Here is a 20,019-nt window from a genome sequence, read left to right as displayed (position 1 = left end):
TCGTACTGATGTCTGGAACGACGTTTTCACAACTTATTCTCGTTGCTATCAGTCCAATTCTCACACGACTTTATACACCAGAGGATTTTGCTGTATTGGCTTTGTTTGGAGCCTTTGCTCAAATTGCCGCGGTCGTCGCCAATGGACGATACGAGATGGCAATTTACTTGCCTAAACATGAAGGTGAAGCCTACAATATCGCTGTTCTTGGCGGAATGGTCGCGGTTGCCGTCTCGACTGGGATTTTGCTGGGCGTTTTATTGCTTCAAAGCAAGGTCGCCGAATGGTGGAATATGCCCCAATTGGAAAGTTGGCTATGGTTCCTGCCGATCGCGGTCCTATTGAGCGGAATATTCTCTGTCGCACAATCGGCAAATATTCGATTGGGTGCCTACAAAGCGATCGCGACCGCTAATATTGTCAAGGCTTTGGTGCAGGCGGCACTGCAGGTGGCGCTGGGATTAGTCATCACAGGTCCAGGCGGATTGGTTCTGGGGCGCACCTTCACGAATGGCGCTGGCAATCTTCCGCTTATCCGAAATGGCTTGGCTCATGTTGGAGGCCATCGGCCCTGGCATTGGTCCGAACTTTGGGTTATGGCGAAAAAATACAGGCGGTTCCCGCTGTATTCAGTCCCAGCTGGATTGGTGAATGTTGGGAACGCCAATCTCCTCAACTTTGTCATACCAATGCTGTTAGGGCCAACTACTTTGGGATTCTATGCGCTGGCAATGCGGGTCTTGGGTGCCCCTCTCCAACAGGTTGCCATGCCAATAGGACAAGTTTTTATGCGTGAGGCATCGCACGAGATCCGCGAGACAGGATCGGCAAAGCGCAGCTTCGTGAAAGGTATGGCGGCGCTGATGGCCGTATCAGTCCTCTTGTTCGGCTCGCTCTATTTTGTCATCGAACCCATCTTTGGCTTCGTATTCGGGAGCGAATGGGCTGTCGCAGGCAGATACGCAGCTATCCTCATGCCTCTCTTTGCAGCGCGTTTTGTCGTTTCGCCCTTAAGTGGGACCGCTAGCCTGACCGACAACCGGCATGCTCTGGCAATCAATATCTTTTTACTGGTAGTCAGTGCGCTTGTGCTTGGCGTCGCCTATTTTAACAACTGGGACGCTGAAACGCTCCTGACCTGGTTCAACTGGTCATTGTTCTTCGTATATGTCTCATATTTACCAATCCTATACTGCTTGGCAGTTTCTGAAAGCAAAAACAATACCGAACATGCATGATTTCTTGGGAATAGAGCGCTTCGCATCGGTCGTTTTGTGCATTCGAAGAATATTGCGATGGGCGCTGGATCTCATGCGCCGAGGCACTCATGTTGCGCAGGTGAGTTTGATTAAGCCCGGCATCAAGGTCCAAAATGACTTAGGCACAAATGCTATGAAGACCCTTGTTCGCCAGTCGAAAGGTAGAATGTCATGAGACGGATGATCTTGCGTATGGGTCGCCGTTTTCTGCGGCTTCTTATGAGGCCGGTCTTTGGACTCGAACAACTCGGACCGATAGTTGCTCTAAGGACGCTGTTCTTTCAAAAATTCTTGCGGATAAATGGACATGTTCCTTGGCCTGTCCATCCCAGCACCCATATCAAAGCTCCAAAGAAAATCGTGCGCGGCACGCGGTTTCCAGGGCTCAGTGCCGGCTGTCATATCGATGGTCGGAACGGTATCGAGTTTGGTCGAAATGTCTGGGTGGGGCCTAACGTTGCGATCATCTCAATGAATCATGACATGCTGGATTTCCGCCGCTACGAAGCCGCCGATCCTATCCGGATCGGCGACAACAGTTGGTTAGGAATTCGAACTGTAATTTTGCCGGGGGTTGTGCTCGGGCCGCATACTGTCGTGGCCGCAGGAGCAGTGGTGACACAGTCGTTTCCTGAAGGTGATCAAGTCCTTGGTGGTGTTCCGGCACGGGTCATCCGCAAACTCGAACCGTATCATGGAGCGAGCGAATGACGCGGGTTTTGCGGAGCATCCTGAGATACGGTCGTGACGCCGCTGCGCCGGCGTCGCGAAGGGTCTTGGCCTGGATTAATGGGCTGATGGTACCATTCTTGCGGGACACACCCACGCCCGCTCCCGTATTCATTATTGGCGCACCGCGCAGCGGTTCCACTATTCTATACCAAGCTCTGACAAATGCGCTTGATCTTCTCTATATCGACAATTTGACCGCTCGGTTCCATTTCAACCTTTTCCTCGGGATGTGGCTTAGCAAGCGACGATATCGGAACATTCCGCATGGGAATTTTGAAGCTAACTATGGCGACACCCGAGCGCATGGTGGCCATGCACCTAGCGAATGCGGGACTTTCTGGTACCAGTGGTTGCCGCGAGATCGTCATTTCGTTGCAACAGGCGAGACCTCACAAAGGGATGTGGCGCAAATACGCTTCGCGGTCACTTTCCCGTCACAATGGTTTGGACGACCAATATTATTCAAGAACCTCAACGCCGGACAACGTCTACAGCTCATTTGCGAGGCGTTTCCCGAGGCGCGTATAATTTTCATTCAACGTGATCTCGATGCAACCGCCCGATCCATACTTCAAGCACGGCGGAAATTTAATGTCCCGGCGGGAACCGTCTGGAGCGTCCGACCACGCATTTGCGCCGATCTCGGCGAATTGCCAGAAGAGGAGATGTGCCGAGAGCAAGTGCGACGGCTCGAGGCTCAGATTGACGAAGACCTGAAGCTGTTCCCAGCGAGTCAAATATTTCGAGTTTCACATTCTGATTTGTCGCCCGCACTCATCGACCGATTGCGGCAATGGATTGGGGTTGGCTATCGTGATGGGTATTCGCTGCCCGTTTTTCAGAAAGCTCCAAGTGCCAAGGGCTAAAGGAAACGCTATGACCGGCAACCTCGCTGAGCAAACGCCCATCGACCTCTATCGCGCTCATTGTGCCGAAGATCCATCGGTGCCCATCTTTTGTCAGGATTGGTGGTTGGATGCTGTTGCGCCGGATGCCTGGAACGTCGCGCTGGTTAAACAATCAGGGCGGGTGCAGGCTGCACTGCCGTACGTTATCCAGCGACGTTTCGGGATGAGGTTCATCGACCAACCTGCTTTGACCCAGTTCACAGGGCCATGGCTGGCCGAGCGCTCTGGACGAGAGCAAAACCGGCTCACAGCCGAGAAGGATATTTTTTATTCGCTGATAGATCAGCTACCTGATTATGATAGCTTCAGGCAAAATTGGCATCATTCGCTGGCGAATTGGTTGCCATTTCATTGGCGCGGTTTCTCCCAGACGACACGATACACCTATCGTCTAACTGATTTAGCCGATCTGGATGCGGTCTGGAAAGGCTTCAGCTCGAATATCCGTAGCGACGTGCGGAAAGCAGAAAAGCGGTTCGAGGTCAGGTTGCGTAAGGAGCCGACCCTGGACGCGCTGCTAGCGCTAGCACGAAAGACCTTCGAGCGACAGGGCAAGTTGATGCCCTATACGGCCAATTTGGTCGGCCGAATCAATACCGCATGCGCAGCGCGTGGGCAGCGGCGGATTTTTATTGCAGAGGACAGTCAGGGGCGCGCCCATGCCGGATGCTACTTGGTTTGGGATGATCAATGCGCGTACTATTTGATCGGTGGTGGAGACCCTGAGCTACGAAATAGCGGTGCGACCAGCTTCGTGGTATGGGAGGCAATCCGATTTGCTGCCGGCATCTCAAGCAGTTTTGACTTCGAGGGATCAATGTTGGAACCCGTCGAACGGTTTTTCCGTAGCTTCGGCGCGACACAGACCCAGTATTTCAATGTCTCACGCATCAATTCGAGATGTCTTATTGCAGTGCATGCCCTGCGTTCCATGCGGAGATTGGGACGATGACGTCAGGCTTGGCCAAGTATTTAGGGTCGGCTCCTGCACTACGAATAATCACGCCTCCCGGCTCTGACGCTGAGTGGGAATGGATCTTGACAGTGGTTCTCGAGGATTGGCTGGGTGTAACTATCCAGCGAGAAGTGAAAGCCGGAGCAAAGCACATAACACTCGCTTCGGGCGTAGAGCCAAGTGCGGAAGCCCCCCTGATTCTTGGCGCTGATTTCTGGTTGCGACAGGCAGGCCAGTCCGAGGGGTATTCTAACCCAGTTGAGCCCCTTGGTTCTTGGACTGCCGAGTTGCCGGATCAACGACAGGCGCTCATCGAACCACAAATCCCGGTGCTGTTCGGTTCAGCACCAGGTGCCGAAATTCCGATCGACATTTTCGGGTCGGCATTCTGGATGCTGGCCCGGATCGAAGAGCTGTCAATTGGAGTGCTTGACGATCACGATCGTTTCCCCGGAGCATGTACGCTCGCTGTGCGGCAGGGGTTCCTCGACAGACCAATCATTGACGAGTATGTCGCATTGTTGCGCAACGAGTTGTCGACCCGCTTTCCCTCGCTGCGGTTACGCCGTTCAAAATTCCGTATGCACGTCTCGCATGACGTCGACGCGCCCAGCGAATTCGGTCTCGGCATGTCGATGCCTTGGATAAAAGGAGTTGTCCGCCAGGTCCGCAAAAGGCGAAATGCAAAGGGGCTAACTGTCGCTGCCCATAGGCTGGTAAGGACGCCGCGCAGCATTGAGCCCAGCGATCCGATGAACACTTTTGAGTATTTGATGGCTCAATCCGAAATGCGGGGCCTCAAGAGCGCCTTCTATTTCTTCGGCGGGCGAACAGACCCACGTTCCGATGCCGGCTATTCGCTTTCGCATCCAGCGATCCAGTCGTTGCTAAAAGAAATTCACGCGCGCGGGCATGAGATAGGTCTGCATCCGAGCTACCGCACTTATCTGGCTCCAGACGTCCTCGCAGCGGAGGCGCAGTCACTATTCGATAATTGCCGCCAGCTCGGCATCGAGCAAGAGCAATGGGGTGGACGTATGCATTTTCTGCGATGGCGTTGGCCGGATACGGCACGGGCATGGAATGACGCCGGCATGAGTTATGACAGCACTTTGGGATTTGCCGATAAGGCTGGGTTCCGGTGTGGCACGAGTCATGAATACACTGCGTTTGACCCGATTCGGCGCAAGCAAATGTCACTACGTCTGAGGCCGTTGATAGTCATGGAATGCACGGTCGTTGCACGACGCTACATGGGATTGGGTTATAGTGAAGCCGCCTACGAACTGATTTTCAGACTCAAGGATCGGTGCCGGAAATTTGGAGGGGGTTTCTCTTTCCTCTGGCACAATTCGCATTTTACTAGTGCGGACGATTATGCGTTGTATGAAGCAGCACTCGACCGATAGCATAAGTATCTGAAAGGGTGCGGAGATGAAACTCGTTACCATCATCGGGGCTCGGCCACAGTTTATCAAGGCAGCGACCGTCTCTCGGGTTGTTGCGGACCGCGCTGAGATTCGGGAGATGATAGTCCATACCGGACAACACTATGATGCCAATATGTCCGATGTCTTCTTTGAAGAATTGGCAATTCCGAAACCCGACTACAACCTGGGGGTTGGTGGGGGCATGCATGGTAGCATGACCGGTCGTCAGCTTGAGGCGATCGAACGTGTTCTGCTCGATGAAAAACCCGATTGGGTGCTGGTTTATGGTGACACAAACTCGACGCTGGCCGGGGCGCTGGCCGCGGTCAAACTGCACATCCCAGTCGCACATGTCGAGGCGGGGCTGCGCAGCTTCAACCGGCGGATGCCAGAGGAAATCAACCGGGTTCTGACCGATCACGCGGCGGATTTGCTTTTTGCCCCCACTGATACAGCGGTAGGCAACCTTAAAACCGAAGGATTGCCGATTGAGCGCATCGAACTCTCTGGCGACGTAATGTACGACGCTGCATTGTTCTACAGGCACAGGGCTCGGCAGCCTGGCTGGTTCGCAAAGCTTGGACTGAAGATCGGCGACTTTGTTCTGGCCACCATACATAGAGCCGAGAATACCGACAATCCCGCTCGCCTCGCCGGAATTATCGACGGTTTGGCAAATTCCGAAGAGCCAGTTGTGCTCCCGCTCCATCCGCGGACGCGCGCCCGACTATATGATTTCGGAATTAAGACGCCAGGGAACATTCATATTGTTCCGCCTGTCGGATATCTTGAGATGGTTTGGCTGGAAGTCGCCTGCAAGGTCATCGCGTCGGATTCCGGAGGCCTTCAGAAGGAAGCCTATTTTCATAATCGACGCTGCATTATTCTGCGGGACGAGACCGAATGGGTGGAACTTGTCGACGCCGGTTACAATTTGATTGCCGGGGCCGATTCTGCGCGTATCGTTTCGGCCCTGTCCAAACCTTTATCAGATGTCGACGGCGCACCTCTCTATGGGACTGGGGTCGCGGCGGACCTCATCATCGAAAGGCTGATATCTTGAGCCCGTTGCGCATTGCGATAGTCACCTATAACTGGCCGCCGCGTAACGCTATCGGCACGCACAGGCCCTATGCTTGGGCGCGATACTGGAGCGAAGCTGGGGCGGTGGTGACCGTTTTGACCTCCGTGAAGCAGGTCTTTGATGAACCGCTCGATATGCCCCTGCCTTATCTCGACGGGGTCGGCGTGGTTTCCATTTCCTATGGCGGTGTCAGGAGCGGCCTGATCAACCGGCTGCTCAAGTTTCAACGCGCGCGGAACCTGGCCAAGAAAGTCAAGTCTTGGCTTGCGCGGAGTGTGGGGACCAACCGCGATCCCAGACTGGCTTGGCGTGCGGCTGCAAGGGATACTGCAATCCGGCTGGCAACAGAGTGCGATGTCGTAGTCAGTACCTATGGGCCGTCAGCTTCACATTTGATCGCGAGCGACATGAAGAAAGCTAATCCGTCACTACACTGGGTTGCGGATTATCGCGACCTCTGGAGCCAAAAGCATTTGGGAGAGGTAACAGAGCGCTCGCGCAACGAGTCGCGCGAGACGGAACTTGCCGCCGTAGGGCGCTATGCGGACAGTCTGACCGCAGTGTCCAACGACATGGTTCAGCAACTCGGTGATCTCACGTCGAAGCCGGTAAGAATGTTTCCGAACGGTTTTGATATTGACGAGGATCTGGTTCGCAAGCGTTTGCGGGAGCCTATACGCCAGCCAATCGGTACCTTGCGCATCGTGTATACCGGTATGATATACAAAGGGCATAGGGATCCAGTGCCGCTGCTCGACGCTTTGGCAAGCTTGGCTGCGAAGGGTAAATTAGCACCGGAGAGCGTGACCGTCGATTTCTACGGTGCCCGAGTAGATGTCGCTCGCGAGCTCTCGCAGAATCCGAAATACGCACCATTCATTCGCGTTATGGGCCATGTATCGCGGCAGCAGGCGTTGGATGCCCAACGCAACGCTTGGCTGCTTCTCCTTCTGGAGAGCTCGGAAACAGAGGCCCGCGGCGTTTTAACCGGAAAGATATTCGAATATATTGCGGCGGGGCGCCCGATCCTTTGTGTTGGAAGCCGGCCTGATTTCGAAATTGGGCGAGTTCTATCGCAAACCGGCACAGGAACGGTTTTCGCGAAAAACGAACAAGTGAGACTGGAAGGGGCAATTTCGGAAACCCTATCTGGGAGGGGGCTCTACGACAGCTATCGCCCTAACTTTCAACAGGTTTTACGGTTCTCGCGAAAACGGATTTCTTTCGAATTCCTCGAAATGCTTGAAGGAACTTCAACAAAGAATTTGCAGATTTGAACCAGAAAATTGAATAGAATTACAAAATATTTAATTATTCTTGGGGTTGCACTTTTGCCCGTCTACGTTTTTGATTCGGGCGGGATGCAGCCATCTCATTTATTACTGTTCACCTATTCTATTATTATTCTCATAGCTCGTGGATTTCCCGTAAGGCCATGGTCTGTGGCATTAGTCGCTTTATTCCTTTACGCCTCCGCTGTTGAAAGTTTTTATGTGATCTTGGGCGGCGATCTCCTATTTCTTATTAATGCAGTTTTCTTTCTCTTCAACTTTATTGTTGTTGCCGCAATCTATACGCATGTGCGGGAAACAGGCCTAAAAACATTGCGGTTCGGAGTAATGTTTACCGCCGCGATCGCCTTTGGGGCGGTTGCCTATTTCGGGGTCAATCTCAGCGAACTCGATGGTCAAGGCCGACCAACTGGCGCATTCAACAATCCAAACCAACTTGGTTACTTTTCTGTTTGCCTGTTGTCGTTTACTTATCTGCTCTACCGGGAAAAACAGCTGAGTTACTGGATGGCTGCTGCAATCTTTTCAATTGCAATGTTCCTTGCCATTGCCTCTCTTTCCAAGGCCGCCATGATTTCAAATTTTGCAGTGATTGTTCTAGCATTGAAGCCGGTGAGATCACGCAGCGCGGTGCTAGGCTGGGCGCTGGCCGGCCTAATTGGACTATTATATCTCTTTCAACAATACCAGGGTGGTGCCTTTGACGATCTACTTTTCGTGAAAAGACTGGCGAACATGGCACGCGAGGGGGATAGTTCCCTGGAGGCGCGAGGGTACTTTGCCTTTCTGCATGGTACGCCACTGCATTTACTTTTCGGAATGGGTACGCAAAATATCAATGAAATCGTCGGGCATGAGGTCCATTCAACCTTTGCCAGCATCTTAAACAATTATGGCCTTTTTGGTCTGATGATTTTTTCGGCCGCCATCTTCATTTGGGCGGCTCGACTTTGGCAGTATTTCGGGTTGGTAGGCTTCATCTGCTTGACGGTGCCTCCGATGGCTTATGGGATCACCCACGACGGAACGCGCTTCACCTTTTTCTGGCTGCTCTTTGCCGCCTCCATGGCTCTTGCGGAGCGTGAAAGGCGGAGTTCATCTTTGCAGCCAATGGCAAAAAGCATTGGAAGTGTCCGGGTTTGACCGGCCAATCAAAACATATTTTGCTTCTGGCGTCCTCGCCGAGATCGCTGGTGAATTTCCGGGGGCCGCTCATTCGTGATTTGCTGTTCGCGGGGCACAAGGTTAGCGCCGGAGCTCCCGACATCACGCCCGAGCTTCAGGTTCGGTTGCAGAAGATGGGCGCAGCGGTTCATGAAACGCCGTTGCAGCGGACGGGAGCCGGCATCCTTGCCGATATTCGTTACGGTGCAGGATTACAACGGCTCATGGCACGTGAACGCCCCGATATCGTTCTCACCTACACAATCAAGCCGAACATCTGGGGTGCGTTCGCTGCGTGGCGCCTTGGCATTCCCTCCGTGGCCATGGTGACGGGACTTGGCTACGCCTTCACAGAAGGCGGTACTAGGAAGCTCAGACAGCGGCTAGTGCGAGGCATTGCACGACGGCTGTATCGAGCCGCCACAGACCGTAACCGCAAAGTGATCTTCCAGAACCCGGATGACCCAAGGGACTTCGTGGCACTCGGATGTCTAAGGGATGAAACAAAGATAGCCATTGTCAATGGATCGGGCGTAGATCTGCAACACTACGTACGCACTCCCCTGCCTGAGGCGCCGGTCTTCTTGATGATCGCGCGCCTTTTGCGCAACAAGGGGGTAGCCGAATATGGCGAGGCAGCGCTGCGCGTGTTGGCGAAGTATCCGCAGGCACGTTTTCTGCTTGTCGGTCCATTTGACGAAGGGCCGGATACGATCACGCGAGCCGAGCTTGATCGCTGGGCTAATGGCGGTCTTGAATACCTTGGCCCCAGCAGCGACGTGCGCACTGTGCTGGATCAAGCTCGTATCTTTGTATTGCCTTCATATCGAGAAGGAACGCCGAGGTCCGTGCTCGAAGCCATGGCGACAGGGCGCTGTGTGATTACGTCAGACGCACCGGGCTGTCGCGAGACCGTCCACGATGGCCAGACCGGCTTTCTCGTTCCGGCTCGAGATGTGGATGCCCTTTCGAAGGTAATGGAGATCGCCATCAATGATCCGGAGCTGATCGCCTGTATGGCTGAGGCTTCTTGGCGCCTCGCCCGTGATCGCTACGAAGTCGGTGCTGTAAATCGTGAGGTCATGCGCCACCTAGGTTTGTAGGCAACGCACAACGCGCCGTGTCTCGATGTGCATCGCATTTGCCAATTCAGCATGTTAAGAAGGTCCGATCATCGTCTGTATATCGATCAAACGGAATGTCCCTAAAATGAAATTAAATGCAATATGAAAAGATTATTAGATATATTTGGCGCAGGACTAGGCCTTATCCTTCTTTCTCCAATAATAATTCTTTCTATCTGTGCTATTAAAATTGATGGCGGGCCAGTATTTTTTAAACAAGAGCGCGTGGGATTGGCAGGACGCATCTTCCAAGTCTACAAACTGCGTTCGATGATCGTGAATGCTGACCACTATCTTGACGCACAAGGCGAACCAACGCGAGAGCGGGTTACTACAGTTGGAAAAATCATCCGCAAGCTTTCGATTGACGAATTACCTCAGCTCCTCAACATTCTTATCGGCGACATGTCTCTGATTGGACCTCGTCCGATCCTGCCACAGATGCTACCCTATCTTACGGTGCGCGAACGGGGCCGCTTTGCGTTGCGCCCGGGAGTGACTGGCCTGGCACAGGTCAAAGGCCGAAACCACATAAAATGGAGCAGGCGATTTCATTACGACTTAATCTACGTGCGTCATAATTCGATCGCCCTTGATCTCTGGATCTTTTGGCGCACCCTAAAGATTGTAGTAGTTGGCGACGGCGTAGCTCATGATCGCAACTCTGGGCAAGTAGACGACATCACCATCCGCCCTCTTCAGGCACACGAGGTATGAAATCGTGAACCCGGAAGCCGCCTTCTCTGCGCTCAACGCAGCGATCAAAACGATGGACCCCATGCCTGTCGCGGCCGAGGTACCGCCGATAGTGTTCATATGCGGTGCACCGCGCTCAGGTACAACGCTCGCCTATCAGACGCTAAGCCATGGCGGCGGCATGGCCAGCACCACGAATCTCGTCGCCCGATTTACAACCAATCTCGTACTGGGCGTGCGACTGGCGCAAGCTCTTGACCTTCCCAGCCAGTTCAGCGGCCAGTCGACCTATGGTCAGACCCAAGGCCTGAGCGAACCGCATGAGTTCGGGCGAGGCTGGCTGCGCATACTCGGGCTCGACGGACTTGCACAACCAATCGAGCGGCGGCTGAAAGACGGCGCGGCCGCAGAGATCGCCCGCTTTGCGGCCGCGTGGGAAAAACCTGTTGTATTCAAGTCCTTCCCTTACCTATGGTTCATTGAGGAACTAGCTGAGGCCCTGCCCAATTCGCTTTGGTTGCGCATCCACCGCGATCCCGAGGCAAACGCCGCGTCCCTCGCGCGCCTATACCGCTCCCGTGGTAACTGCGGGACCGCTGAGACTTGGGAAAGCGCCGTCTGCCGCAAGACCATGAACGAGAGCGGGGGCCTCCCACTCGTAGCACGCACACTCGCCCAAGTTCGCGACATCGACGCCCATATCTCAGAGAGCTTTGCCCGCTTGCCCGCCCGACGACAAATGTGCGTGTGCTACGAGGACTATGCGACTGCACCGCGTGCAACGACAACTTCTATCCTATCTCACTTCGGTCTGCCCGCGGTGCCAGAGCAAATGATGGACATTCCACAATGACGTGCCCTCAGGTGTTCGACGACCCCGCATTTGTATCCCTTGAAGCTAACCGCCTCGGCGGCCGTCCAGCCTTTTTCGACCTTGGGGGCGGGCCAGTCCTTGGCCTCATCGCACAGGCAATTTCTGCCACGAGAGCGACCGACCTCGTTTCGGTTTACGGCTATCCGGACAACTTCGCAGTCCCCGATGAAGCAGGTATAATCGATACTGATGCCCGACTCGCGGAAATGGGCGAAACGGCACGCAGGCAGGGACACATCGCAGCCTATCTGCGCCTTGGCCTCGCCAACGAAACCCCAGCTCCGCTACCGGAAACCAAATCCTCGGGCGTCTCGGCCATTCGTGTCGAAGTGGGGGAAGTTGTGGCCATCGATTTGACTCAGAGCGTTGAAGACTTGATGGCGGGCTATCGGAAACAACTCCGCTATGATCTACGAAGAGGTCATGACCTTCGTATAGAGCGCTCAGACGACGCCGCTGCCTTTCACCATATATATACCGAAAACATGCGGCGGGTCGGAGCCTCTGCCATCTACCACTTCAGCGCCGACTATCTTGCGGCGCTATGCAGCTTACCGGGGGCCGAACTATGGTTGGCGCACGACGCTGAGGGAGTGGCGACTGGGGGAATCTTCCTGCGACAAGGAGAGATCACCTACTATCACCTTGGCGCCACGGCTGACCGGGCAATAGCAGCGAGCCCACTGAAGCACTTACTCCATAATCGCATCGCGACACTTGCCATGAGTGGCTCGACTCGCCTCGTCCTCGGAGGGGGGCGCGCTGGGGCAGACGACGCACTCTTGCGCTTCAAGCGCGGTTTTTCTCGGCTGACTGTGCCCGTTCACGCGCTGCGCGTAATTCTTGACCCTAAGTCCTATGCTCGCCTCTCCGGTCTGCCGGTGCAACCGCCGCCGGCTAATGGTTTCTTTCCGACTTACCGAGCGCCCTGAGAAGTCGCGTTGCCCCTAAGGCAGGATCACCAGATGCGCATCCACCTCTCCCGCCCCCATATGTCCGGCCAGGAGCAGTGGCGCGTCGCCGAGGCCTTTGCTTCTAATTTTGTGGCCCCCCTTGGTCCGCAACTCGACGCTTTCGAAGCGTCCGTGCGAGAGTACCTCGGCGCGGATGTGCATTGCGTTGGCTTATCATCGGGCTCTGCTGCTCTGCATCTTGCGCTGCGCATCGCCGGTGTCGGTTCGGGCGACGAGGTTTGGATTTCTTCCATGACCTTTGCGGGCGGCATCTTTCCTGTGAATTACCTTAACGCCAAACCGCGCTTCTTCGATCTCGATCCGACAAGCTGGACCGTTGATACCGCATGGCTGTCCGAAGAACTTGCCAAGGCTTCGCGGGAAAACCGTTTGCCCAAAGCCATCGTGCCCACTGACCTCTACGGCCAGTCGGTGGATCTTGAGCCTTTGCAAGCCTTGGCAGAACAGTATGGCGTTAGGCTGATCGTCGACAGTGCCGAAAGCCTTGGCGCCACCTACAAGAACGGGCGCAAGGCAGGGACGGGTGGCGATGCTGCGATTCTTTCGTTCAATGGTAATAAGATCATCACCACTTCGGGCGGCGGTATGCTGGTCACCCGTCACAAGGCCTGGGCTGCCGAGGCGCGCTTTCTCGCAACCCAAGCGCGAGATCCGGCGCCTCATTACGAACATTCCACCTTTGGCTACAATTATCGCCTGTCCAACATCTGTGCCGCCATCGGGCTCGGTCAGATCGAGGTTCTGGACGCTCGCGTCGCACGCCGTCGCGAGATCTTCGCGCGCTACAAAGGCGCTCTCTCGCGGCCTGGCATTGCGTTTATGCCGGAGCCCGATGGATTGCACTCAAGCCGATGGCTCACGGCTTTAACCATCGACCCTACCGAAACCGGCATTGCGCGTGAAGATATCCGCCTGACACTTCTGGAACACCGGATCGAGTCCCGCCCACTCTGGAAACCAATGCACATGCAGCCGCTCTATGCAGGAGCACCTTACCACGGCGCCTGCGTCGACGAGCGCCTCTTCGCCAACGGTCTCTGCCTACCCTCGGGCAGTGACATGACCGATGAACAGCAGAACGAGGTGATCGAGCGGATTACAACGTTGCTTGACAGAGGCCGCTGAACACTGCCGGGTATTCATTGTGGATAGGCTAAATCGGGTTATGCGGGCGACAACCTCAGATAGCTCTGATCCTTGGCCTGTTAGACAAGTAAGATCGTGGGCATTCCTATTGCTGTAGCCTTTTGAATCAGACCGCCGTACGCCTGAATAGATCGGGGCCACCGGCGCGTTCGACTTCGCCGACTGAAATCAGACAGTCATCAGCGTAGCATCGATCAATCAGAACACGGTATTTATCGTCTGGGTCACGCGGGTAGCACTTCCACTCAACAATCGTGCCCATCCCAGAACAGGTAAAGCCCAATAGTACAGTTCCGGGCTCGTCGCCTCCGATGTAGAAACGTGGCTGTCCGGCCACGAGGCTTCCCAGAGCCAAGCCGAAACGCCGTGTCTTTGCCCTGGCGACCTCCTCCGAAAAATTGTCCGGCGACCTCACGTAAAAGATCGGCGTGTTGAAAACTGCCGTGGCAGAGAGCGTACCGAGCCAGCAGCAGATAACCAACCCCGACCAGCGCGGCGCGCTGCTGATCTGTCAATCCGTCGACTGCAGCGGTTATTGAAACAATATCGAAAAATGCGTCGTTAATGGCCACGGGAAAATGTGGGAGAGACAATGTGAACGTGGGATCGAACGCAAAACAGCGTCTGGCCCATTACCGACCCGGCTCTACAACATTCAAATATAACGGGTGACTTTCAAAGCTAAACCGTTTTGAGAAAGGCCTCAAACGTAAAATGGCGGAGAGGAAGGGATTCGAACCCTCGAGACGGTCTCCCGTCTACTCCCTTAGCAGGGGAGCGCCTTCGACCACTCGGCCACCTCTCCACGCGCCGCATCTAGGCCAAATGGGCCTCGCTTCGCAATAGGCAAAGGGCAAAGATTACAACATCGCCTGCCTGGTTTTTAAGGAAGACCGGCTAGTCCTTCAACTCGCGCCGCCAGGGCGGGTTTGCACCGGTCCGGCTTACCGTGACTGCCGCTGCCTCGATTCCAAGACCGAGGCACTCGGCCATCTGTTCATCGCTCATTGCTTCGATCGCCGTACGGGATAAGCGTCCCGCCTCGTGAAGAGCGCAGAGGACGCCTGCATTGAAGGTGTCGCCCGCGCCAACGGTATCGACAACCTCGGCTCGCCGGGAGGGCAGGGCGGCATGCGCCGTTCGTGTGACGCCGAACGCGCCTTCAGCGCCGCGCGTGACGACAACCATGGCGGGGCCACGCTCGAGCAACTGGCGCGCAAGATCCTGCGTATCGCCCGCGCCCGACAGCCAGGCCAGATCCTCGTCTGATATTTTGAGAATCGTGCTGGCTCCGATCATCCTTTCGATACGGGCGCGGTAGGTCGTCTCGTCCTTGATAAAGCCTGGACGAATGTTCGGATCGAGCATGACGGGAACCTGTTCGGCCGCCGACAGCGCGAAAGCCTCATAGGTGCTCGCCGCCGGTTCGCCAATCAGCGAGATGCCGCCGAAAAAGAGCGCGTCGATCGACGCCGTTTTGCGGTCGGGCAGGGTGTTTTGCTCAAGCATCCGGCCGGCGGTGTTCTCGTCGTAGAAATTGTACCGGGCCTGCCCATCGACGAGATTGACGAAGGCGAGAGTGGTGGGCCGGTCGGACCGCGCCGCCATGGAATAATCGACACCGCTTTCATCGAGCGACCGGCATAATTGTTCACCGAATACATCGGTTGAGAGGCCGGTGAAGAAAGCGGAAGGCGCGCCGAGGCGGCCGAGCGCGATAGCGGTATTGAAGACTGCGCCGCCCGATACCGGCAGAAAGGCCGTGTCGCCATCGCTCGTCTGGCGAGGCAGCATATCGATGAGAGCCTCACCGCAACAAAGGATCATAACATTTCGCCATCGTTTTCGATGACGCCTCCAATTGAAACTGAATGAAAATAAGCGGTCCGGAAGGAAGCTTTACCCCGACCATGTCTGTGAAGCCGAGAGTGAGCGCGGTGGCAGCAGATACCGATCGAACAGCGGCAGACTGGCGGCGCCCAAAGCCCGCGCATTCGCGCCGACAGCTCCTTCCCGAACGATTGGCAGGTCGATACCGCGGTCGTTCACGGTGGAGAGCGTATCCTTCGCCCGATCGACGATCCGCGCGCGAACGCTTTTCGGCAGGCTGCCGTCGATGATAACGGCCTCGAAGTCGATCACGGCACAGGCGGCGAGTGCAGCCTGGGCCAGCGCATCTCCCGCCTCCCGAACCCAGCTTTCCAGCAGATCGTCCGGCACTGTCCAGCTATCCGGGGAGTTACGAACGCCGGATAGGTGTAAGTCGGCGAGAATCATCTTCCTCTCCAGTGAGGAGATGGACGCGACATCGATCAACTGGGTCAGAAGGTGTCCGCCCCGATCTCGTCGGGTGATCGGCATGGAGCCGAGAGCGCCGGCATTGCCGCGACTGCCGGTGTAAAGGCTTCCATCCAGAACGACGCCGCCGCCGATCAGTGAACCCAGAAAGAAATAGAGAAAATTGTTTTCCGGCGGATTGCCGAAAGCGAGTTCAGCGCCGCAGGCGGCCGATGCATCGTTTTGAATGTGCACGGGCCATGAGAAACATTTACGAAGCCGCGCACCGATGTCCGCGTCTCGCCAGGACGCGATGGTCTCCGGCGGCGCGCCGATCTGCTCCGCCCATTCCCAAAGCTGAAATGGCGTTGCGACACCGATTCCGGCGACCCGCTGGCGCGCTTCGGCAGGCAATGTTTCCAGGAGCTTTGTCGTACCATCTTTCGCGAAGATGATTGTCTCGTCGGGGGTCGGACAGAAATGCGGCTGCGAGCACTGATGCAGAATCTTGCCCATGAAATCGATAAGAACCATTTCGCTGACGCGGCGGCCGATTTTCAGGCCGATGAAATGGGCGCAGTCCGGCGCGACCGCCATCGGCACGGATGGCTGGCCCACTCGGCCTCGCTGCGGAACGCCGCGCCTCAGAAGCCCCTCCGTCTCCAGCCGGCTCATAATCACGCCAGCCGCTTGGGCCGAGAGGCCGGTCAGCTTGGCAATATGCGATTTCGACATTGGGCCTTTGTTGCGAAGAAGCGTCAGGACAAGCCGTTCATTGTGTTCGCGCAAAGCAGACTGATTGGAAGCCCGCCCGAAACGACCGGTCTCTTCGTTTGAGACATTCTCCGCATCGTCCATCAAATCCTCCTCCCTCTTCGCTAGGCTAGCGTAAAGCTCGGCCAGCGCGAAGCTTAATAAGAATGAAGGAGGCGAGGGGCAGGCGTCAATTACTAAATCGATGTGATTTATTATTGACAGCTCGCGTTCTTCTCGCAATGCTAAAGTTCGGAGCGAGCCGGGGGAGGCCGGTTTGCACGATCGAAATCGAGCGTTGCACGCGCTCGGTCATGTTTTGATCGATGGGAGGAAACCACATGAAATCGATCTGTTTTCGCACGACTTTGTTGGCCGGCGCTGCCCTTGCTGGCTTGGCTCTGTCCGCACCGGCCAACGCGCAGGATTCCACAACGGCCTGTCTAATCACGAAGACGGACACCAATCCGTTTTTCGTCAAGATGAAAGAAGGCGCTCAGGAGAAAGCCCAGGAGCTTGGCATTGAATTGCAAAGCTACGCTGGCCGCATCGATGGCGACAATCAAAGTCAGGTTCAGGCCATTGAAAGCTGCATTGCGGCCGGCGCCAAGGGCATTCTTATTACGCCATCCGACACCAAGGCGATTGTCGATTCGGTGCAGAAGGCCCGTGATGCCGGTCTTCTTGTGATTGCGCTCGATACGCCGCTGGACCCGATCGATGCGGCGGACGCAACCTTCGCTACCGATAATTTCGTCGCTGGCCAGCTCATCGGTCAGTGGGCCAAAGCGAAACTCGGCGATGAAGCCGAAAACGCAAAAATCGCCATGCTCGATCTTTCCGAGGCTCAACCAACCGTCGACGTCCTGCGCGATCAGGGCTTTCTCGATGGTTTCGGCATCGATACCAAGGACGAAAACGTAATCGGCGACGAAGATGATGCGCGCGTCGTGTGCAACGATGTGACGCAGGGCAACGAGGAAGGCGGCCGCAAGGCCATGGAAAACTGCCTTCAAAAGGACCCTGGCATCAATGTCGTCTACACCATCAACGAACCGGCAGCGGCCGGCGCGTATGAGGCGCTGAAATCGGTTGGCAAGGAAGGCGATGTGATGATCGTCTCGGTCGATGGCGGTTGTCCGGGCGTCAAGAATGTCGAAGGCGGCGTGATCGGTGCGACCAGCCAGCAATATCCGCTTTTGATGGCCTCCATGGGGATCGAAGCGATTGCGGCCTACGCCAAGGACGGCACGAAGCCGGAAACGACCGAAGGCAAGAATTTCACCGACACCGGCGTTAGCCTCGTGACAGGCGAGGCGGTCGATGGCGTGGAGTCCATCGATGTGACCGAAGGCACCGATCGCTGCTGGGGCTGATGATTTCCGGACCACAATGAAGCGATCTTGGCCGGCAGGCACGAACCTGCCGGTCATTAGCCATACGCCGGTCTCAGACGGGCGGTCAAAATGGCTTGCCCAGCAAGTCCGGGAGGCATGGCATGAGCACAGGGGAAACGTCGAAGTCCGACGATTATGAGTCCGTTTTGGCCGGTTCGAGCCGAAACGTAGCGAGTTTCGAGCGCAAACGCAGTGTCCTGGAGAATATCCAGCATACGCTGCACTCCAATCCGTCTTTGGTGCCGTTGATCGTTCTGGCGGCTTCTATCCTGATTTTCGGGCTCTATCTCGGCAGTCGTTTTCTGTCGGCGTTCGCGCTGACTCTCATTCTGCAACAGGTGGCTATTGTCGGCATTGTCGGCGCGGCCCAAAGCCTGGTGATCCTGATCGCGGGAATCGAACTGTCCGTCGGCGCCATCATGGTGCTGTCATCCGTCGTCATGGGGCAGATGGCGATGAGTGTCGGGCTGCCAGCGCCGGTCGCCATTACGATTGGGCTCGGGGTTGGGGCTCTGTGCGGCGCGATCAATGGTTTTCTGGTCGCCTGGGTCAAGCTGCCGCCCTTCATCGTCACTCTTGGAACCTGGCAGATCTTTCTGGCCACCAATTTTCTCTATTCGGCCAATGAAACCATCCGTAGTCAGGAGATCGCACAGGAAGCGCCTCTTCTGCAGTTTTTCGGCGAGAGCATTCGGATTGGCGGCGCCGTCTTCACCTTCGGCGTTATAGCGATGGTGCTCCTGGTAATCGGCCTGGCCTACTTATTGAACAACACCGCTTGGGGCCGTCACGTCTATGCGGTAGGCGACGATGCGGAGGCAGCCGAACTTTCAGGCGTTCAAGTCAAACGGACAGTTCTGTCCGTCTATATTCTCGCCGGCGTCATCTGCGCCTTCGCTGGCTGGGTTTTGATCGGGCGGCTGGGATCGGTATCGCCCACCTCTGGCCAGTTCACCAACATCGAAAGCATCACCGCTGTGGTGATTGGCGGTATCTCGCTATTCGGCGGCCGCGGCTCGATCATGGGCATGTTGTTCGGTGCATTGATCGTCGGTGTTTTCAATCTGGGCCTGCGGATTATCGGCACCGATCCCCAGTGGACCTACATGCTTATCGGATTTCTCATCATCGGCGCTGTCGCCGTTGACCAGTGGATCAGGAAGGTATCGGCATGAGCGACGACATCATTCTTTCCGCCAGAAATCTGGTCAAACGCTATGGCCGGGTCATCGCAATGGACCATGCAGACTTCGAACTGCGAAGGGGAGAAGTGCTTGCGGTGATCGGCGATAACGGCGCCGGCAAGTCCACCCTCATCAAGGCGCTTTCAGGCGCTGTGACGCCAGACGAGGGCGAGATCGTGCTGGAGGGCGAGCCCGTTCACTTTGCTTCACCGCAGGATGCCCGCGATCACGGCATCGAAACTGTTTATCAGAACCTGGCGCTATCGCCGGCTCTTTCCATCGCGGACAATATGTTCATGGGCCGGGAGATTAGAAAAAGCGGGGTCATGGGCACCGTATTTCGTGCGCTCGACAAGAAGAAGATGGAGGAGATTGCTCGTCAGAAGCTCAGCGATCTCGGCCTTATGACGATCCAGAGCATCAATCAGGCCGTGGAAACGCTTTCAGGCGGCCAACGCCAGGGGGTGGCGGTGGCGCGCGCGGCCGCGTTCGGCTCCAAAGTCATCATCCTGGACGAGCCCACCGCCGCCCTTGGCGTGAAAGAAAGCCGCAAGGTCCTTGAATTGATTCAGGATGTCCGTGCGCGAGGCGTTCCGATCGTTTTGATCAGCCACAATATGCCGCACGTCTTCGAAGTGGCGGACCGCGTTCACATTCACCGGCTTGGCAGGCGGCTTTGCGTCATCGATCCAAAACAGCATTCGATGAGCGATGCTGTCGCCTATATGACTGGCGCGAAAGTACCGGACGAGGTGGCGACCGCCGCCTGA

Annotated in this window: 18 protein-coding genes and 1 tRNA gene; 16 read left to right on the top strand and 3 right to left on the bottom strand. The window is 56.0% G+C overall.

All coding sequences use genetic code 11. The features are described from left to right. Positions 1-8 precede the first annotated feature (8 nt). The 13 genes from NIM86_RS01405 (at position 9) to NIM86_RS01345 (ending at position 13,617) form a co-directional block, all read left to right on the top strand. Entirely contained in the window at positions 9-1,238 is a 1,230-nt protein-coding gene (locus tag NIM86_RS01405; protein ID WP_253378551.1) for an oligosaccharide flippase family protein, read from the top strand. 192 nt (positions 1,239-1,430) lie between these two features. After that, the gene (locus tag NIM86_RS01400) at positions 1,431-1,970 is read left to right on the top strand and encodes a DapH/DapD/GlmU-related protein (RefSeq protein ID WP_253378549.1); all 540 of its coding nucleotides are present in this window, start codon (positions 1,431-1,433) and stop codon (positions 1,968-1,970) included. Beyond that, complete coding sequence (locus NIM86_RS01395; RefSeq protein WP_253378547.1) at positions 1,967-2,857, top strand: sulfotransferase; 891 nt, start codon at positions 1,967-1,969, stop codon at positions 2,855-2,857. Before NIM86_RS01400 ends, NIM86_RS01395 begins: the two co-directional genes overlap by 4 nt. Before the next feature lie 10 nt (positions 2,858-2,867). Continuing rightward, on the top strand, positions 2,868-3,851 hold the full coding sequence (locus NIM86_RS01390) for a GNAT family N-acetyltransferase (RefSeq protein ID WP_253378545.1): 984 nt from the start codon (positions 2,868-2,870) through the stop codon (positions 3,849-3,851). Positions 3,852-3,943: 92 nt separating this feature from the next. After that, complete coding sequence (locus NIM86_RS01385; protein ID WP_371872842.1) at positions 3,944-5,263, top strand: polysaccharide deacetylase family protein; 1,320 nt, start codon at positions 3,944-3,946, stop codon at positions 5,261-5,263. A 25-nt stretch (positions 5,264-5,288) separates the two neighbouring features. Next, positions 5,289-6,347 (top strand): non-hydrolyzing UDP-N-acetylglucosamine 2-epimerase, encoded by a 1,059-nt coding sequence (wecB, locus tag NIM86_RS01380; protein WP_253378541.1) that lies wholly within the window; start codon positions 5,289-5,291, stop codon positions 6,345-6,347. Then, complete coding sequence (locus NIM86_RS01375) at positions 6,344-7,645, top strand: hypothetical protein (protein WP_253378539.1); 1,302 nt, start codon at positions 6,344-6,346, stop codon at positions 7,643-7,645. Before wecB ends, NIM86_RS01375 begins: the two co-directional genes overlap by 4 nt. Positions 7,646-7,654: 9 nt before the next feature. Continuing rightward, the gene (locus tag NIM86_RS01370; RefSeq protein WP_253378536.1) at positions 7,655-8,803 is read left to right on the top strand and encodes a hypothetical protein; all 1,149 of its coding nucleotides are present in this window, start codon (positions 7,655-7,657) and stop codon (positions 8,801-8,803) included. Then, on the top strand, positions 8,800-9,927 hold the full coding sequence (locus tag NIM86_RS01365; RefSeq protein ID WP_253378534.1) for a glycosyltransferase family 4 protein: 1,128 nt from the start codon (positions 8,800-8,802) through the stop codon (positions 9,925-9,927). Before NIM86_RS01370 ends, NIM86_RS01365 begins: the two co-directional genes overlap by 4 nt. A 123-nt stretch (positions 9,928-10,050) precedes the next feature. Then, positions 10,051-10,665, top strand: coding sequence for a sugar transferase (locus tag NIM86_RS01360; RefSeq protein ID WP_253378532.1), 615 nt, complete (start codon positions 10,051-10,053; stop codon positions 10,663-10,665). Positions 10,666-10,669: 4 nt separating this feature from the next. Next, positions 10,670-11,497 (top strand): sulfotransferase, encoded by an 828-nt coding sequence (locus NIM86_RS01355; RefSeq protein WP_253378530.1) that lies wholly within the window; start codon positions 10,670-10,672, stop codon positions 11,495-11,497. 11 nt (positions 11,498-11,508) lie between these two features. Beyond that, complete coding sequence (locus tag NIM86_RS17230; RefSeq protein ID WP_253378527.1) at positions 11,509-12,450, top strand: GNAT family N-acetyltransferase; 942 nt, start codon at positions 11,509-11,511, stop codon at positions 12,448-12,450. 33 nt (positions 12,451-12,483) lie between these two features. Further along, complete coding sequence (locus tag NIM86_RS01345) at positions 12,484-13,617, top strand: DegT/DnrJ/EryC1/StrS aminotransferase family protein (protein ID WP_253378525.1); 1,134 nt, start codon at positions 12,484-12,486, stop codon at positions 13,615-13,617. Positions 13,618-14,353: 736 nt separating this feature from the next. Here the strand turns inward: NIM86_RS01345 and NIM86_RS01340 are convergent. The 3 genes from NIM86_RS01340 to NIM86_RS01330 all read right to left on the bottom strand — a co-directional run bounded on the left by NIM86_RS01340 (position 14,354) and on the right by NIM86_RS01330 (position 16,773). Beyond that, positions 14,354-14,443 (bottom strand) — tRNA-Ser (locus NIM86_RS01340). A 92-nt stretch (positions 14,444-14,535) separates the two neighbouring features. Then, positions 14,536-15,465 (bottom strand): carbohydrate kinase, encoded by a 930-nt coding sequence (locus tag NIM86_RS01335; protein WP_253378523.1) that lies wholly within the window; start codon positions 15,463-15,465, stop codon positions 14,536-14,538. 72 nt (positions 15,466-15,537) lie between these two features. After that, positions 15,538-16,773: an ROK family transcriptional regulator gene (locus NIM86_RS01330; protein ID WP_253378521.1), complete on the bottom strand. Its 1,236-nt coding sequence runs from the start codon at positions 16,771-16,773 to the stop codon at positions 15,538-15,540. A 236-nt stretch (positions 16,774-17,009) separates the two neighbouring features. Between NIM86_RS01330 and NIM86_RS01325 the strand changes: the two genes are divergently transcribed. The 3 genes from NIM86_RS01325 (at position 17,010) to NIM86_RS01315 (ending at position 20,019) form a co-directional block, all read left to right on the top strand. Continuing rightward, on the top strand, positions 17,010-18,044 hold the full coding sequence (locus NIM86_RS01325; RefSeq protein ID WP_253378520.1) for a sugar ABC transporter substrate-binding protein: 1,035 nt from the start codon (positions 17,010-17,012) through the stop codon (positions 18,042-18,044). 122 nt (positions 18,045-18,166) lie between these two features. Further along, on the top strand, positions 18,167-19,240 hold the full coding sequence (locus NIM86_RS01320; RefSeq protein WP_253378518.1) for an ABC transporter permease: 1,074 nt from the start codon (positions 18,167-18,169) through the stop codon (positions 19,238-19,240). After that, complete coding sequence (locus tag NIM86_RS01315) at positions 19,237-20,019, top strand: ATP-binding cassette domain-containing protein (RefSeq protein WP_253378516.1); 783 nt, start codon at positions 19,237-19,239, stop codon at positions 20,017-20,019. The genes NIM86_RS01320 and NIM86_RS01315 overlap by 4 nt, the downstream gene beginning before the upstream one ends.

It is taken from the genome of Notoacmeibacter sp. MSK16QG-6 (assembly GCF_024158145.1).
Classification (GTDB): Bacteria; Pseudomonadota; Alphaproteobacteria; order Rhizobiales; family Rhizobiaceae; genus Notoacmeibacter.
Note: the sequence above shows the minus strand (reverse complement) of the source record. Positions and strands in the feature narration are given on the sequence as shown.

Coding starts and splice junctions, on each gene's coding strand:
- NIM86_RS01405 (WP_253378551.1), top strand. CDS start 9: ATGTCTGGAACGACGTTTTCACAACTTATTCTCGTTGCTATCAGTCCA.
- NIM86_RS01400 (WP_253378549.1), top strand. CDS start 1,431: ATGAGACGGATGATCTTGCGTATGGGTCGCCGTTTTCTGCGGCTTCTT.
- NIM86_RS01395 (WP_253378547.1), top strand. CDS start 1,967: ATGACGCGGGTTTTGCGGAGCATCCTGAGATACGGTCGTGACGCCGCT.
- NIM86_RS01390 (WP_253378545.1), top strand. CDS start 2,868: ATGACCGGCAACCTCGCTGAGCAAACGCCCATCGACCTCTATCGCGCT.
- wecB (WP_253378541.1), top strand. CDS start 5,289: ATGAAACTCGTTACCATCATCGGGGCTCGGCCACAGTTTATCAAGGCA.
- NIM86_RS01360 (WP_253378532.1), top strand. CDS start 10,051: ATGAAAAGATTATTAGATATATTTGGCGCAGGACTAGGCCTTATCCTT.
- NIM86_RS01345 (WP_253378525.1), top strand. CDS start 12,484: ATGCGCATCCACCTCTCCCGCCCCCATATGTCCGGCCAGGAGCAGTGG.
- NIM86_RS01335 (WP_253378523.1), bottom strand. CDS start 15,465: ATGATCCTTTGTTGCGGTGAGGCTCTCATCGATATGCTGCCTCGCCAG.
- NIM86_RS01330 (WP_253378521.1), bottom strand. CDS start 16,773: ATGGACGATGCGGAGAATGTCTCAAACGAAGAGACCGGTCGTTTCGGG.
- NIM86_RS01325 (WP_253378520.1), top strand. CDS start 17,010: ATGAAATCGATCTGTTTTCGCACGACTTTGTTGGCCGGCGCTGCCCTT.
- NIM86_RS01320 (WP_253378518.1), top strand. CDS start 18,167: ATGAGCACAGGGGAAACGTCGAAGTCCGACGATTATGAGTCCGTTTTG.
- NIM86_RS01315 (WP_253378516.1), top strand. CDS start 19,237: ATGAGCGACGACATCATTCTTTCCGCCAGAAATCTGGTCAAACGCTAT.